General features: G+C 50.9%; 15 protein-coding genes. 10 read left to right on the forward strand and 5 right to left on the reverse strand.

The features are described 5' to 3' along the window. Window positions 1–36 precede the first annotated feature (36 nt). Window positions 37–1248, forward strand: a complete 1212-nt coding sequence (locus BSZ31_RS01525) for an MBL fold metallo-hydrolase (RefSeq protein ID WP_146106551.1) — start codon at window positions 37–39, stop codon at window positions 1246–1248. A 9-nt stretch (window positions 1249–1257) separates the two neighbouring features. Here the strand turns inward: BSZ31_RS01525 and BSZ31_RS01530 are convergent, their stop codons facing one another. Both BSZ31_RS01530 and BSZ31_RS01535 read right to left on the reverse strand, forming a co-directional pair. Continuing rightward, entirely contained in the window at window positions 1258–2073 is an 816-nt protein-coding gene (locus BSZ31_RS01530) for a DUF4105 domain-containing protein (protein ID WP_105027240.1), read from the reverse strand. After that, window positions 2073–2846 (reverse strand): helix-turn-helix domain-containing protein, encoded by a 774-nt coding sequence (locus tag BSZ31_RS01535; RefSeq protein ID WP_168426801.1) that lies wholly within the window; start codon window positions 2844–2846, stop codon window positions 2073–2075. The genes BSZ31_RS01530 and BSZ31_RS01535 overlap by 1 nt, the downstream gene beginning before the upstream one ends. 123 nt (window positions 2847–2969) lie before the next feature. On the opposite strand from BSZ31_RS01535, the gene BSZ31_RS16800 reads away from it, so the two are divergent. The 4 genes from BSZ31_RS16800 to BSZ31_RS01555 all read left to right on the forward strand — a co-directional run bounded on the left by BSZ31_RS16800 (window position 2970) and on the right by BSZ31_RS01555 (window position 6606). Then, entirely contained in the window at window positions 2970–3425 is a 456-nt protein-coding gene (locus BSZ31_RS16800) for a hypothetical protein (RefSeq protein WP_168426802.1), read from the forward strand. A gap of 88 nt (window positions 3426–3513) precedes the next feature. After that, the gene (locus BSZ31_RS17180; RefSeq protein WP_240605619.1) at window positions 3514–4389 is read left to right on the forward strand and encodes a PAAR domain-containing protein; all 876 of its coding nucleotides are present in this window, start codon (window positions 3514–3516) and stop codon (window positions 4387–4389) included. Between the two features lie 82 nt (window positions 4390–4471). Continuing rightward, window positions 4472–4915, forward strand: coding sequence for a hypothetical protein (locus BSZ31_RS01550; RefSeq protein ID WP_146106552.1), 444 nt, complete (start codon window positions 4472–4474; stop codon window positions 4913–4915). Window positions 4916–4950: 35 nt separating this feature from the next. Then, a complete protein-coding gene (locus BSZ31_RS01555; protein ID WP_369907251.1) occupies window positions 4951–6606 on the forward strand; it encodes an NAD(P)/FAD-dependent oxidoreductase in 1656 nt (551 codons plus the stop codon). Here the strand turns inward: BSZ31_RS01555 and BSZ31_RS01560 are convergent. After that, window positions 6603–6869, reverse strand: coding sequence for a helix-turn-helix domain-containing protein (locus BSZ31_RS01560; protein WP_369907252.1), 267 nt, complete (start codon window positions 6867–6869; stop codon window positions 6603–6605). The genes BSZ31_RS01555 and BSZ31_RS01560 overlap by 4 nt on opposite strands. A 213-nt stretch (window positions 6870–7082) precedes the next feature. On the opposite strand from BSZ31_RS01560, the gene BSZ31_RS01565 reads away from it, so the two are divergent. Beyond that, the gene (locus tag BSZ31_RS01565) at window positions 7083–9461 is read left to right on the forward strand and encodes a DNA/RNA helicase domain-containing protein (protein WP_105027245.1); all 2379 of its coding nucleotides are present in this window, start codon (window positions 7083–7085) and stop codon (window positions 9459–9461) included. A 177-nt stretch (window positions 9462–9638) separates the two neighbouring features. Here BSZ31_RS01565 and BSZ31_RS01570 read toward each other — a convergent pair whose 3' ends face one another. Further along, window positions 9639–10673: a DUF4238 domain-containing protein gene (locus BSZ31_RS01570; protein WP_168426803.1), complete on the reverse strand. Its 1035-nt coding sequence runs from the start codon at window positions 10671–10673 to the stop codon at window positions 9639–9641. Between the two features lie 870 nt (window positions 10674–11543). Between BSZ31_RS01570 and BSZ31_RS17185 the strand changes: the two genes are divergently transcribed. The 4 genes from BSZ31_RS17185 (at window position 11544) to BSZ31_RS01590 (ending at window position 14956) form a co-directional block, all read left to right on the forward strand. After that, window positions 11544–12053, forward strand: coding sequence for a hypothetical protein (locus BSZ31_RS17185; RefSeq protein WP_240605620.1), 510 nt, complete (start codon window positions 11544–11546; stop codon window positions 12051–12053). Continuing rightward, the gene (locus BSZ31_RS01580) at window positions 12046–12924 is read left to right on the forward strand and encodes a nucleotidyl transferase AbiEii/AbiGii toxin family protein (protein WP_105027248.1); all 879 of its coding nucleotides are present in this window, start codon (window positions 12046–12048) and stop codon (window positions 12922–12924) included. Before BSZ31_RS17185 ends, BSZ31_RS01580 begins: the two co-directional genes overlap by 8 nt. 111 nt (window positions 12925–13035) lie before the next feature. Beyond that, the gene (locus BSZ31_RS01585) at window positions 13036–14064 is read left to right on the forward strand and encodes a hypothetical protein (RefSeq protein ID WP_105027249.1); all 1029 of its coding nucleotides are present in this window, start codon (window positions 13036–13038) and stop codon (window positions 14062–14064) included. 19 nt (window positions 14065–14083) lie between these two features. Next, a complete protein-coding gene (locus BSZ31_RS01590) occupies window positions 14084–14956 on the forward strand; it encodes a hypothetical protein (RefSeq protein WP_105027250.1) in 873 nt (290 codons plus the stop codon). On the opposite strand, the gene BSZ31_RS01595 is transcribed toward BSZ31_RS01590, so the two are convergent. Continuing rightward, the gene (locus BSZ31_RS01595) at window positions 14937–15419 is read right to left on the reverse strand and encodes a type VI secretion system tube protein Hcp (protein ID WP_105027251.1); all 483 of its coding nucleotides are present in this window, start codon (window positions 15417–15419) and stop codon (window positions 14937–14939) included. The two genes, BSZ31_RS01590 and BSZ31_RS01595, sit on opposite strands and share 20 nt — an antisense overlap. Window positions 15420–15907 lie beyond the last annotated feature (488 nt).

Raw genomic sequence — 15907 nt, forward strand, 5'->3', positions numbered from 1 at the left:
GAGACACATTCAACACCAACAACAATGACTTCTTTCATGTCCCGCACAGGCCTTGCAGCCTGTGCCCTGCTTTGCGCACCACTGTTATCCGCCTGCCTGGGTGGCAATTCCGACACAGGCAGCGCCAGCACGGCAAGAACCAGTCCCAACGAAACACGGCCCAATGTGTTTGAGCCCGCAAACTTCGCACCCCTGCCCGCGGCTGGCACTGCGAATGCCGAACTTCAAGCCACGCGTGAACGCATTTTGGGCCCCAATGCCATGGACCCTGAACAAGTGAAGTTCTGGTGGGTGGGTGTTTCAAGTTTTATCGTGAGCATGAAGGGCCATTTGTTCTTGATGGACGCTTGGGAAATTGTGGGCGTGCATGCCAACTACGTACCGATTGGCCGCGAAGAACTGGCCGCCATTCAACCCGAGGCAATCTTCATTGGCCACGGCCACTTTGACCACGCTGCGGATGCCGGCTATGTGGCCGGCTTGAGCAACGCCCTGCTGGTTGCAGGCAGCAATGTGTGCGACATCGCCCGGGAGCGCGCCGCCAGTGAGGGCATACCCAACACCTTTCCCTGCCTGAACCTGGGCGACCAAACCAACCCAGGTGCTGGAAGCACACGCGCCATTCAAATTTGGGAAGATGTCGAGCCCGTGCATGTTGTACAGCACACTCACTCTGCCGCTGAACCCACCGACCTGCTTAGCGGTGGCATGCCGCTTGTGTACATTCCAGACGTGCTGACCTACCCCACTTACCTGAACACCAGCCTGGCCGAGGCACTTCGGTTTGTGGGCACACTTCGCGACGACGGTGGTGTGGGCCAACCCGCAGGTGGCACCTGGGCCTATCACTTCCGCGCAGGCGACTTTGCCTGGTTTTGGCACAATTCCACCGGAGTGATGAAAGCAGGCAATGCAGAAAGCGAAGCCGTGGCCAACGCCTTGGTCAAATTGCCCGAATGCGTGGATGTGCAACTGAATGCAATTGTGGGTTTTGGTTTGGTGACCAGTGCCTACCGCGACGCCCTGGCGTATGTGGCACTGACCAAACCCAAAGTGGCCTTGCCCAACCACCACGACGCCTGGACACCCGGTATTGGGGGTGGGGCCTCGGCTTATGAAAACAGTTGGCTGGAGGCTGTCAGCAAGCTGCCCAACCCACCCGAAGTAGATTACCTGCGCGACCCGGTGGACTATATGAAACCGCGCAGCTACAACATCAATGACCCACGCTGGGCGGGTGGCTGCTGACCCACCACATCACATGCCAGGCACGCCCCGGCGGATAACTTCGGAAAAGTTTTCACCGGCCTGCATGGCCTTGGCACGGGGCACTATGTAGCCTTTTTCTTGAAGTTCGGCATAACTGAACCCCTCGACCAAACCGCCCTGCGCATGCGCGTACTCCGCGAAGTACCCACTGAGCAGCAAGCGGTAATCCAAGGGCAAATCAGGCACAATTCGCTTGGCAATATCGAACACCACGGTAGTGCAATTGCTGGTCAGCGTGTTGTAAAACTCGGGGGTTTTTTCCAGTTTGTTCGCTTGCTCCACATAAGCCAAAAACAAGGTTTTCAATTGTTCGGGCGGAATGGCCAAGCGAAACATGTACACATCCTCACCACGTGCATTGCTTCGCGTGCGAATAATGTCCGCCTCATCGGCCGCCACCAAAATCGCCTCGTACTGCCTGAAAAACCCCTTCCATGCGGAAAACTTTTCCCCTTGCTCTTTTCGAATTTCGAGTGAAAAAGTAAGGTATTGGCCATCGGCAAAACCGAATGAAACAAGCGTGTGTGCAATTTTTGGCCCCATCCAGTGCGACAGCACCAGGTCGGCGGTTTTCAACTGGCTTAAATCGTATTCACGTGTTTCCCAACGTGGGGTGTAATCGGTTTCGGTGCGCCACTCAAAGTTGCGCACATTCTTCAACACCACCTTGTCGCCATTCACATCGGCATGCAGCATGTGGGCCACATCATCAGCCCATTGTCGATTGTGGCTGGGTTTTTGAAGAAACCACCACGTTGCGAATGCACCCAAGGCAATCAGCAAAAACAACAAGAGCGCACGCATCAGGCAAACGCCTTTCGAGTGGCTTCGTCAGCGGGGAACAAATGTTCAATTCTTAACGATGCGGCAGTGATGTCCAAAGGCGCCCCGAAACTGGTGAAAGTTGACACAAAGCGAAGCTCACCCACCTTGCTTTTAAACCGGGTTACCAAGGTGGGGTTGTTGAAGTTCTGTGGCTGTTTGGTATCGAACATTGATTGCGGAATTTGCTTCAACATGGCCTGTAAGGCGGGCACGTGCAAAGCCTCACGCTGAGCCCTTTTCAGCACATCACCCAGCACCTCGGCCGGGTTCTCCAGGCGCGAGGCCAAGCCACCGGGTGCCGTCAGCGCCAGCAACACATTCGGTGTGGCTTGCAATGCGGCCAAGTCAAATTCCAGCAATTGCAACAAGCGCACAAAGCTGGGATTGAATTTCAGCAAATTCCATTCACTGTCCAACACCATGGCCGGGGCTGCATGCTGCGCAGTCAACATCAAATCAATCACCTCATTGATGGTGCCCATTTCACGGTGATCAATCGGCCGGCTGCCAAACAAGGGCGCAAAGCCCGCAGCCACCAGCGCTTCATTGCGCTCGTTGAGTGGCGCATCCAAACCCTCCAGCAGTGCCAACAACATGTCTTTGCTGGCGCTGGCTTTGCCTGTTTCAATGCAACTTAAGTGGCGCTGGGAAACGCCAACGCGCAAGGCCAAATCAAGTTGGCTGACCTTTTGTCGAGTGCGCAAATTGCGCAGGCGAATTCCGGCGGTATGGGTGGGGGCTTGTGTATGCATGTGCTCATACTGCCACGGAAAATTTCTGAAATCTATGACCTCGCAGGTTATTGCTGCAATGACCCTGATCTCATCAAACTGGTGTTGAACTGATTCACTTTCAACCACGTCAGGAGACCTGCCATGCAAACCAGCACCATGCACAACCGTGCAACAAGTACGCCCACCTTTTGGATCAACTGGCTTACTTACACCGCCGAATTCACAGTGCTGTTTGGCCTGCTCATGGTGCTTGCACCAGGGCTGACTCAACAGGCTTTTGGATTGTTGATATTCCAGAACACCGAACAGTTTGCAGCTTTCGACCCACAAGCCACTGCGTATATTGAACTGGCCCATGCGGTGATGGGCTCAGTGTTGGTGGGTTGGGGCGCGCTGATTTTCATGCTGGTGCGCAAGCTGAACATTGAGGACGCCAAACAGACCTGCAACATGATCGCAATTTCTGTATTGCTTTGGTATGTGCCCGATACCGCATTTTCGCTGTACAGCGGCTTCTGGCAAAACGCGGTTCTGAATTCCGGGTTTGCGGTGTTGTATGCCATACCCTTGCTGGCTTTGCGCAAGTATTACAGGTAAGGAATTTTTATCCACAAGCCATGAAATTCAAGGGAACCACGGCCACGGATTAATTACTCAAGGAGCTACACCACTTACTTTTGATCGCATGTCATCAAGGCCTCTTATACAGGGTCGCGCACAAATCCTGATCGGCGACACCACCAGCCACGGTGGCGTGGTCATCTCGGGCAGCCCCACCACATCGGTTGAAGGCCGACCCATCGCCAGGGTCGGCGACATGGTCACCTGCCCTTTGTGCAAACCCCATGTATTCCCGATTGTCGAGGGACTGAGCACATTCACCGACAACTACATGGCTGTGGCCCTGCACGGTCACAAAATTGCGTGTGGTGCCACCTTGATCGCATCAGCAGCAAACCACCCCCCAAACTCACCAGCACCCGATACCCCCTCCACGGCTTCTCCACTAAAAGGCAAACTCGGGCAAAGCATTGACACATTAATTGGCAAGTCGCCCACACTGGTTAATAACCTGAATACTCTGCAGAGTCAGGGCTGGAAGGTCGACTACGGAGCGGCGGGAGGCGGGTCCTACGCCAACCGCAGAGAGAAAACGATTACCCTGGACAGCAATCTGAGAGGCGATGCCAATCAGGCTACGCAGGTTTTAGCCCATGAAGTGGGCCACGCCTTGCACCCTTATCAGTTAGACACCAGCTCAAGGCAGGCATACCTTAACGGCACCCTGGATGACGAGGGGGCTGCCACCATGAAGAACATTCAGGTTCAACGAGAAATCATTCAAGCAGGTGGCCCCGACATCGGTATTGCCGGCAACCCGAAAAACCATGCAAGCTATATTCGGGCTTACAACCAGTACTTAAAAGATGGCAATGCTCAAAACGCCTATCGAAAAATTGGCTCACAATTCGGTGCCAATGAAATCACATCGACAACAGGTCAAAATTATGCAGACTATTACGGTGGCTGGTATGACAAAAATTATGGCGGGAAAAAGTAATGCGGGTCGAAAACTGCTCCTGTTGTTTGCCCTGCTCTACAGCGCCAGCCAACCGATTACACACGCGTCAAAGGACAACACAATGATCAATCTGAACCGTTCCATCTGGAATTTGATCGACGATATTCAAACCCAGTCTTCTCTCACTTTGGCGCATGTCGAAAAAACACTGGTTCAAACACTTGCCCACGATACTCGACATTCCAATGAGTATTTCAAGTTTTACAAGGGTCAAAGTATTCAATTCGCAGGTGAGGTCAAGGTGAGCACAATTGATCTTCGACTGCCTCAGCAAGGCGCGCAAAGCCCAGGTATGTTACTGATGCACTTGGAAGGCGAATGCATCACCATGCCTCAGCTAAATCAACAATACGAGAACCTGAAGATCACCGAAATTCCTCGTGGTAAATCTTTGGAGGAAGCAACCACCTACACAGCCAATAACTCCTGGGGAGAAATCGACTTCGGTTTTCAGATGAAGAAACCAGATTGCCTGGCCTATGTGATTCTAAAACCGGTGAAATAAGTGCACTTTGGCGGGTAAAAGCATAAAATACGGCCTTGATCCGAAAAACAGATCCACAAGGTACACCCGCCATGATCCGCTTGTCCGAGCTGAAGCTTCCACTCGACCATCCTGAAGACGCCCTGCCCGCATTAATTTGCAGCACACTGAAAATTTCAGCCAACCAGCTCAAAAGCTTCAGTATTTACAAGCGCAGCTACGACGCGCGCAAACAAAAACTGCTGTTGGTGTACATCGTGGATGTGGAACTGGACAGCGCTCAGCTTGAAGCGCAACTATTGGCAAAATTCAGTACCAACTCGCACATTCGGCCTGCGCCCGACATGGTCTACCAGTTGCCAGTGAAACTGAACGAAGCCCCAGCCATTCGCCCGGTGGTAATTGGCTTTGGCCCCTGCGGTATTTTTGCGGCCATGATGCTGGCGCAAATGGGCTTCAAACCCATTGTGATTGAACGTGGCAAACAGGTACGCGAACGCACCAAAGACACCTGGGGCCTGTGGCGCAAACGTATATTGCACACCGAATCGAACGTGCAGTTTGGCGAAGGCGGCGCCGGTACATTTTCAGACGGCAAACTGTACAGCCAAATCAAAGACCCGCGCTTTCTGGGCCGAAAAGTGATGACCGAGTTTGTCAAGGCTGGCGCACCCGAGGAAATTTTGCTGGTCAGCAAACCACACATTGGCACCTTCCGCCTGGTGAAAGTGGTAGAAAACATGCGCGAGCAGATCATCGCCATGGGTGGTGAAATTCGCTTCCAACAACGCGTCTGCGACTTTCACATTGAAGACGGCCACATTCGCGGCCTGACCATTGAGAACCTGAAAGACGGTGGCACTTACGAACTGCGCGCAGACCATGTGGTGCTGGCGCTGGGCCACAGTTCCCGCGACACCTTTGCCAAGCTACACGAGCGCGGCGTGTACATGGAAGCCAAGCCATTTTCAGTGGGCTTTCGGATAGAACACCCGCAAGCTGATCGACCGTGCCCGCCTGGGGCAACACGCTGGCCACCCCCTGCTGGGCGCAGCGACTACAAGCTGGTGCACCATGCTGCCAATGGCCGATCGGTGTACAGCTTTTGCATGTGCCCCGGCGGCACCGTGGTGGCCGCCACGTCAGAAGAACATCGCGTGGTCACCAACGGCATGAGCCAATATTCCCGCAACGAACGCAACGCCAACGCGGGTATTGTGGTGGGAATTAGCCCGGCCGACTATCCCGGTGGCCCACTGGCAGGCATCGCCTTTCAACGCAAGCTTGAATCCAATGCCTTTGTGATGGGCGGCAGCAACTACGAGGCACCCGGCCAATTGGTGGGCGACTTTATTGCGGGCAAAGCATCGACTGAACTTGGCAGCGTAGAACCATCGTACAAACCCGGCGTCAAGATGACTGACCTGGCCGACGCATTGCCCGAATACGCAATCACGGCCATGCGTGAAGCCTTGCCGGCATTCGGCAAAAAAATCAAAGGTTTCGACATGCACGACGCCGTGTTGACCGGCGTAGAAACCCGTACTTCGTCGCCCCTGAAAATAACGCGAGGCGACGATTTCCAAAGCCTGAATGTCAAAGGCCTTTACCCTGCCGGCGAAGGTGCCAGCTACGCGGGTGGTATTTTGTCAGCCGGTGTAGATGGCATTGAAGTGGCTGAAGCAGTGGCGAGGAATTTGGTGGGGGTTTAAGCAACAACTGTTTGTGGACAATCTTCAAAGGTAATGATCATTTTTTTCCCGATTGCTGCTGTCGATTTGACAAGCGTTGCCAAAGTAACCGAGGTGTTTTCGGGATCCAGCAATCGATCCAACTGACTTCGACTGGTTCCAATTTTGCGTGCCATTTCAGTTTTCGGTATTGATCTTGAAATCATCTCTTGCTCAATCATGCAGGCAATCACTTTTTTGATGGCCAAAGCTTCTGCCTCTTCTTGAATGCCCTCTTCTTTCAAGAAATCTTCAAAATTCGAACCCACGTGTTTATTCATTTATAACCACCCATTTCAAGAACGTCGAGCCTCTTCTGTAACAATTACCGGCATTCAGTTCTATTGCTTTGTTTAACCTCCCCACCCATTTGTAGCCCCCAATTACCCCACCTGAAATAGTTCATTCAACGAAGGTTTCCTGATACATTCAAAGCACAAGAACAAACCACACCCACAATGATCGTTTACACCGCCTGCAAATCGAAGTTCCTCGACGACGTGTTGGACGATCAAATTCATGAAGCCATTCACCGGGAATTTCAGCGCAAGCTATTCCGCAGAGCAGGCGAATCAGAAGTCAATTCTTGGCGCAACTCAATGAAAGAAATGCGCCAGGTGTTGAACGACCCCGAAATTCCCGGCGACTCGCTGGTTTCCATCGAATACAACATTCCGTTAACCGGCAAGCGCATTGACTTTATTTTGACGGGCCGCAATGCACAGCTTGAGGAAAGCGCCGTCATCATTGAATTAAAGCAATGGAGCGACGTTCAAGCCACCAAGCAAGACGCGGTGGTGAACACCTGGCTGGGCAAAGGCAATATCAACACCCCCCACCCGTCTTACCAAGCGTGGACGTATGCCGCACTCATCGAAGATTATTCCGAGGTGGTACAAAACGAACAGGTGCGCCTCAGTGCCTGCGCGTATTTGCACAACTTGAACAGTGCCCAGGTTATCAACGACCCGTTTTACAAAGCCCACACCGACCGCGCACCCGTATTCATTTCAAAGGACGCGCGCAAACTTTCTGAGTTTTTAAAAAGGCACGTGAAGTACGGCGACCAGAACGACTTGATGTACCGCATTGAACACGGGAAAATTCGCCCATCCAAAAACCTGGCCGACAGCCTGAGCAATATGCTGCAGGGCAATCGCGAGTTTTTGATGATCGACGACCAAAAGCTGGTGTATGAAATGGCGTTGGACTTGGCCCATTCCCGCAATGATTCAAGCAAACGCGTGCTGATCGTGGAAGGTGGCCCGGGCACGGGCAAATCGGTGGTGGCCATCAACCTGCTCAGCGAATTCACACAGCGCGGCATGGTTTGCCAATACGTCTCGAAAAATGCAGCGCCCCGCGCGGTGTTCGAAGCCAAGCTGACCGGCACGTTTAAAAAGACACGCATCGCAAATTTATTCCGTGGGTCTGGCGGATATGTGGACAACCAGGCCAATCAGTTTGATGTGTTACTGGTGGACGAAGCCCACCGCTTGAATGAAAAAAGTGGCCTGTACGGCAACTTGGGCGAAAACCAAATTAAAGAATTGATCCACGCCAGCAAGCTGTGCATTTTTTTCGTGGATGAAGACCAACGCGTTACCTTCAAAGACATCGGCAGCAAAGCGGAAATTCGCAAATGGGCGCAGGCCCTGGGCGCGGAAGTGGTTGAGCAAGAGTTACGTTCCCAATTTCGCTGTAATGGCAGCGACAGCTACATTGCCTGGCTAAACCACCACCTACAAATTAAACCCACCGCCAACTTGAACCTGGACGGATTGGATTTCGATTTCAAAGTGTTCGATTCACCCACAGCGTTGCACAACGCAATTCGCCAGAAGAACGAAACGAACAACAAAGCCCGTGTGGTGGCTGGTTACTGTTGGGACTGGAAAAGCAAAAAGAACCCAAATGCTTTCGACATCGAGTTTCCTGAACAAGATTACAAGGCCCAATGGAACCTGGACGACGATGGCAGCACATGGATTATCAAGCCCAATAGCGTGGAGCAAGTGGGTTGCATTCACACCTGCCAAGGGTTGGAGCTTGACTATGTTGGAGTAATTGTTGGACCCGACTTCGTGGTGCGCAATGGCGAAGTGCTTACTGACGCATTCAAGCGCAGCAATATGGACCAAAGCATCAAAGGGTTTAAGGGCGGACTGAAAACAAACCGGGAAAAGAACTTGGCCATGGCCGATGCTGTGATCAAGAATACCTACAAAACCCTGATGACTCGAGGCATGAAAGGATGTTACGTTTACTTTACCGACGACGAGACACGCGCACACTTTCAAACACTGGTGAATGGTTTTGAACACGTGGAGGTGGCACCCATGTTGAACAAATACGAAGGGCTGGACCTACCGATAGTGCAAGCTGGCCAAGAGGCCGCCAACAGCGTGCCCATTTTTGATTTGAAGTTTGCCGCTGGGCAGTTTAGCGACTACCAACAGGCTGACACGTTTGACCATGTTGTACTGCCCGCCCACCTGCGAGCCAGCGAAGGCTACTTTGTGGCGCGTGTTGAAGGCGATTCCATGAACAAACGCATACCACCCGGCGCATGGTGCCTGTTTCACTTCAACCCGCAGGGCACCCGAAACGGAAAAATTGTGGTGGTACAACACCGCCGAATTTCAGACCCAGAACTGGGTGGTCAGTACACCATAAAACGCTACAAAAGCGAGAAGCATTTTGGTGAAGATGGCGTGGTGAACAGCGTGATTGTGTTGAAACCAGAATCGACAAATGACAAGCACGAAGCGATTGTGCTGAGTGCTGAGGATGCCGAGGAAATGGTTGTGGTGGCGGAGTTTTTGACGGTGGTTTGAGGGTGAAATGAGTGGCTGGTTTTCGGCCGGAGCGGACTTCACCTATTTCTTGAAAGATGACTGCTTTCGACCCAATTTGGGCATAAAGCCATCGACATTAATACCTGCGAAGCGGCTTTTCGAGTGCTTGAAGATCAACACTCAATATAAGCAGAAGGACTTGGCAAATGTTCCAGTTCAGCGCTGGCGATCGAAATGTCCACGTTGAATGAAATCACGCAATTCAAGAGGGCAATCCGGACTGGTCCACCTGCGCCTTTCATCCGGATCAGGGTGAAGCGCTTCCCATGAATCGGCAGGTGGCTCTATAACCTGAAACCACAAGTCTCGCGTTTCCTTGCTCTGAGTTATAACCGTGGTTGGTGCATGGACAGCATGCCGGTGATTGAGAGCATCGACCCGGTCTAACCCAATCTCGGCGTAGAGCGGGCCGACGGGGTGATGCGTGAATAAAAGGCACTGCGCTGGGGAGATTGGTAGCGTGATCTCAATCGCTGGATTTCCTAGACCGACGGCACGCTCGAATGGATGTCGACGATAAGCTGTTGGGTCGCACCACGTCGATGGGGCATCCGTAGTGATGAACCCGAGAGGGTCAGTTGTGTAGAGCACAGTCTTGTGCATACCAAGCAGCGTAGGAAGTATCACATCCGCGGCTGAATTGAGCAGCGTTGTAGTCGTCATTTCCTTCAGGTTGTCGAAGTCCCCTGGTTGAGGAATGTAAGCCCTCGACCGATCAACGTGAGCTGGAAGCTCTGGCTCGATGGTTCTAGTTTCCCAGTCGGGGCCTGCGACCTTTTCGAACATTTCCTTCACTTCCTCCATCTGACTGAGGAAGTGATCGCGGCTCGCCGCGGTGCGATTGTGTACCGTAGCAGCGAACAAGCATACCCATAACCAATCCCCCTTCGTGAGAGGGCGCTTAAAGTTGAACTTACTGGCCCTTACCTTCGTGAAGTTCGACTCCACAGTTCCAAGGCTGTGCTCGAGCCGGAGGTCATCGCCACCATCGGGTGTGGTCAGTGTGTACATATCAGATTCACGGAAGATCTTCTCGGGCGCCTTGGCCTTTGGGTTTTGCCCCTTCTTATCAAACAGCCAAACGTACGGGGTGTTCTTGCTTGTCTTCGGTGCCGAAGGATCCAGCCAGGCTTTCAGGTAGCATGCTGGTATGAAATGCTGCTTTCGCTGCTCGTACTTCTTTCGCTTCATAGTCCTATGCCCAAAGGAAGTCATGATCGCGCGGATGCTGAGATATGCGCGTGTAACATTAACAGCAGCTCGCCGCCCATCACTCCTGGCCGATAGCTGACCTACGTAACTATACCTTGAAGGCCCGCAATGGCTGAACATAAGTCCCTCTTTTCACCGCAACAGGACACGCAAATCATTTAGAATTGATTACTCTTTTGTAGCCTACCTTTTCACACACCAGCTTTTTCACCTCAATCAGTTTCAATGTCTTCCCTCCCGCCCTAATGCGAGCAAGTCGGGCCTCCGCCTCAAATCAGCTACTTTTGAATTCACTTTCATCGTCTCCACACACCCTATTTAATATCACCTCCCCAGCACATTAATCACCAACAATAAGCGAAACAAAAAGTCTTCTTGACAAAACTACGCCATGCGTTTAACATCCGTCCTTAGGACGGATGTTAACGCATGGCAAAAAACACTAAAATAATTCAAACCGAAAATATAGCCACAACCATTGCTGCGCAGCTGGCCAAACAAAATGGCCCAGCTGTTACGCATTATGAATTGGCTTGCCTGGTATATCAATGCCTCCCGAATAAAAAATCAACAACCGCAGCCACAAAAAAACAACTCGAAGAAGTTTTAAAACTACTTCAACAATTCCACTTAATACGTCCCATTGAACCCTTTGCAGAAACACGCGGGTTCCAGCTGTTTGGGTATGAACGCAGCACGACAATTGAACTTGCATGCAGTCTGGATCCTTTCGCTTACGTATCTCACCTTAGCGCAATGGAACACTACGGCTTAACCGACCGCTTCTCGCAGCTGGTTTATTTAACGCGGCCAAAAGCTTCTGAATGGGCAGCATTGGCTAAGGCAAAAATGAACCGCGACCTTGGGCAGCAAACTGAAAATTTTCTGAAACTGGGTTATCCAAAACTAATTCGCCCTACTTTCAAAAAACTATCTGGAATTACCGTGCACCTGCTTGAACGTTCAAACCAGGGCGCCTTTCGCACCACAGCACACAGCAGCCTGCGCGTTGCAACAATTGGTCGGGTTTTTCTGGACATGCTTCGAGAACCCGCTTTGTGCGGCGGCCTGCAACATGTTGTAGACATGTACACCAACCATGCCAAAAAGTACTTGCCATTTATTGTAGATGAACTGAACACCCACGGCGCGCCAATTGATAAGGTTCGGGCTGGCTACCTACTGTCCGAGGTTTGCAAGCTTGACCACCCAGCTTTTGCCGACTGGGAAAAGTTTGCCCAGCGGGGTGGGTCTAGAAAACTTGATCCCGAAGCCGAATTCGAACCCTTTTATTCTGAGCGGTGGAAGCTATCAATCAACCTACCCTCTTTATTGAACAACGAGAACACTTTTGAATAAGCAGATTGAAACCCTGAATGTAGCCGAATGGGTTGCCAGCGCACCCTTACAGCAACAAGCTTTTCGGGAGGCTGCTCATATTGTGTTGTCTGCAATCGGTAGCAGCGCGCCCCTTCGAACGCAAATGGTGATGAAAGGTGGCATGTTAATGGCCATTCGCTACAACAGCACCCGCTTCACCCGCGACGCCGATTTTTCTACCAAGGCACTTTACCAACAAGGTAACGAGAAGGAATTGACCGAAGAACTTGAAGCCCAAATTCAATACTTCAACCAACTACTTTCTTACAACACCCACTGCACCATTCAATCTTCGAAAATAAACCCACCCGGCAACAACCGCACTCACCCTACACTTAACCTGCGAATTGGGTATGCAGCACCAAGCAACCCATCTGCCATGCGCCGCCTAATTGCAAAGCAGTCCCCACAAATTGTCGAAATTGATTTCAGCTACAACGAGGCAGTACTGGATATTGAAATGCTTCGGCTTAGCGACCTTGACGAACTGCATGTGTATAGCTTGGTCAATTTGATGGCAGAGAAATATCGGTCGCTGCTGCAGCAACCTATCCGGAAAAGAAACCGGTACCAAGATGTTTACGACCTTTACTTTCTGATCGAGAACGCACCGCTCACTGGCCATGGGGAACACATCGATTTACTGGAATGCATACAAACAACTTGCACCACCAAAGGAATTGAAGCCACAACAAACAGCCTGAGAGACCCAGCCGTGCAAAACATGGCGGCGGATGGCTACCGCACTCTTGCAAACGACATTCAAGATAACCTGCCCGAATTTGATTTAGCGTACTCCAAGGTACGCGAGTTTTACGAAAAGCTACCATGGCAAAAATCTGAAAACTAAATACAGGGGGGAAGCTCCATCCCCCTTGCCTTTTCGAAAAACCGCTTCATTTCTACCCCTTAAAATCTTTCACGCATACTGCGGCTTGCCTCGTTTTTATTTTGCTGCCGCATGAACACCCAAGCCCGCACATTTCACGAAGACCATCTGAAGCGCAAAGCGCAATCGCTACAACTCGCCTACACCCGTGCGTTGAATAGCCACGATGGTTCAGCGCCGCTATACCTGCATCAGGAAATGGATTTTCTCGGCCACTTCGAGCCCGATGCCCAAGTAAGCCTGGCGATGGTGCCAGAGGTAATGCAGCAAGACCCTGTGGCTGGGGTCATGCTGATGACATCACAATTGAACACACAGCAAACCAGTGCGCTAGTAGGTGCATTTGAAAAAGGCACAGTGAGCGCTGCCCTGCTTGCTCAGTTGTTTGGCCCCACCAACTTGCCGGGCAACCTGTCCAATTTGATTGAAGCCGCCGCCAAAGCGCGCTTTACTTCAAAAATGAAAACTGAATTGCGAGCCACACTGACCAGCGGTAAACCGCGCACAGTGAAACTGGGCAACGGTGTGGAACTGAAAGCCGTGGGCCTTAAAGGCCCCGACCAGTTTAGCAAACACGCCGATTTACTCATTCGGGTACGCCAAACCAATGCCAAACAAATTACCTTGCTGGAGAAAAATCAATTTCAGCAAATCAGCAAGAACATGAGTACCAAATCACTGGGGCCCAATGCATTCAAATACGACAAGGTACTCAGCTTGAGCAGGCAAGCCTCAGATGAAATGTGGGAGTTGCGCAGGCTTACAGCATCGCCGTGGCTTGGTTCGGTCAAAGTGGGTGGTGTTCTAAGCTTCGGCCCAACGTTAATCAGCGACATCATGAACAACTACAACCACCACGCCACTTTGGGACAACGTGTCAACTGGCAACAATTCGGTGTGGATACGGCAACCAATCAAACCGGCAATTTGCTGGCAATGGGTGGAGGCGCAATAGTGGCAACATTGGCAATCGCAGGTGGCTTAGCTGGGGCGCCCTTAGTCATAGTTGCCTTAGGCGCTGGTTTATTGATTGGGGCACTTTACCAAGCCACTGACGCGGATGACTGGGTAAAGAACAAAGCAAAGATTCTGTTCAACTAATCAAAATTAGGACTGAATAATGTCACTCAGCGCACCACCGCCTCAACACAACTTTATCGCGATTCTGTTAAGTAGCTGCTTTGTCCTGCTTATGGCGGAAATCCCGTTTTTGTTTACTACAAACTGGACCATTTCAGATACGATTTTTGCGATCACACTTAATTTACTGCTCTCTTTTGCTCTCTGGTACTGGTGGCTTTTTGGAAGTAAGAGACCGATTCGCTCTGTCTTGATTTTTCAGTTTTCTCTTTTGTTAATCGTGCATCCATTCATCATTGGCGTACATCACTGGGATCTTGTGAGTGGCTCTGGTGACATCTTGGCATTGAGTGGTTGGATTGAATTTATCAATCCAAACTTCGCCCTTCTCGTACTGCTTACTTCCACATTAGGAGCCTACGCAATCGCTCGAAATCGATCAGATCAACAATCTTTACGATCTTATTCAACCATCGAATGGACTTTATTGACCATCGACCTAAAGAGCCGAACCTTCGGCTCAATGAAAAATCTTCCTTTCATTCACTGGTTATATTGGCCACTTTGCTTAATTGGTGGAGCTTATCTTTTTTGGTTTATCAATGAATTTGCAGATCAACCTGGATTAGTCTCAAACGTAAAAATAATTGGAATTATTCAGATGATCACAATGATCCTCGCCTATCGTGTCGGACTATTTCTAGGTGAAGGTTTCCGCTTAATTCAGATTGAGAAAATGACTCCAGGCACTCAGTTCCATCTGGAAAATTTCGATGAATTCATGAAATGGCGCCACGACTACGTGAAGTACCACCTGCCCGCCCCAATCCGCAAACTCAACTTGAGGCTGTTCAACCAGCATGTGGAGGCGTATGAACGCCTCCAGAACGAAGTTAAATCTTCACGCACTTAATACAATTAAAACCGGCGGTGACAGCAGCACCGCCCGTTCCATCGCCGTTCTGCGGTTTGTATTCTTCCTTGTATTCTGTGAACGCAAAGGTGACTACTTCAAGGTCACCATCTTCACCCGCACCCAGTGAAATATCAATGTCGCTCACGATCACGTCTTTGAAAGTAATGCGCAAATATTCAAGTGGAACAAGACCCGACTTTCTCTTGGTCAACACCATGGTGTCGTAAAGCTGACCGATACAGGTTTGTGCGTGCAGCGTGGGGGAAGCACGGTCTACGCGCTTTTCAACACGTAAAGATTTCACTTCCGCGCGCCCTGCTGGGGCCAACACGCCACCATTGGCACCCACCGCCACTTGCATGCCCCAACGTGCACTTAGCAGCTCCATTTCGCCCGCATGCTTCAAGTCAACCGACTCGCCTTTCACATTGCCCAATTTCAAAAACAGATCTGCTGGCATGGTGCCCCAACTCCAAGAATTTAAAGAATCAGGAAGTGTAGTCAGCCAGCTATAGAGGGTAGAAATTTAGGTTGCTGTCACCCACTCAGGGTGATACTTGAAAGGCCCAATAAAAAAGCAGCCCGAAGGCTGCTTTCTTTTACATCACGGCTTGCAACTGGAAAATTAACGTGTCTTTCAATTAAGAATAAGACTGCACTTCTAGACTTTTCAATCACTTAGCAAATTACCCCTCTTCCTCCGAAATGCAACTAATAGCCAATAATTGTTAAATTTTCGGTGACAAAAACACTTATTTTGAGACTGATTTTCAGCTTATTTTGGGACTGAATAATCGCTCATTTTCCGGGCAGGCATGAGCTGACCGAGAGATAACCAGGCTGCAACGCGCGCCACGCCTAAATCTCCGACAACGAAGAAATGAAAACACGAAGTTTTTTAGAAATTGGGGAGATGGGACCGCCGGATCAGCGGCCCTTGATTGTCAG

It is taken from the genome of Limnobacter sp. SAORIC-690 (assembly GCF_002954425.1).
Lineage (GTDB): Bacteria > Pseudomonadota > Gammaproteobacteria > Burkholderiales > Burkholderiaceae_B > Limnobacter > Limnobacter profundi.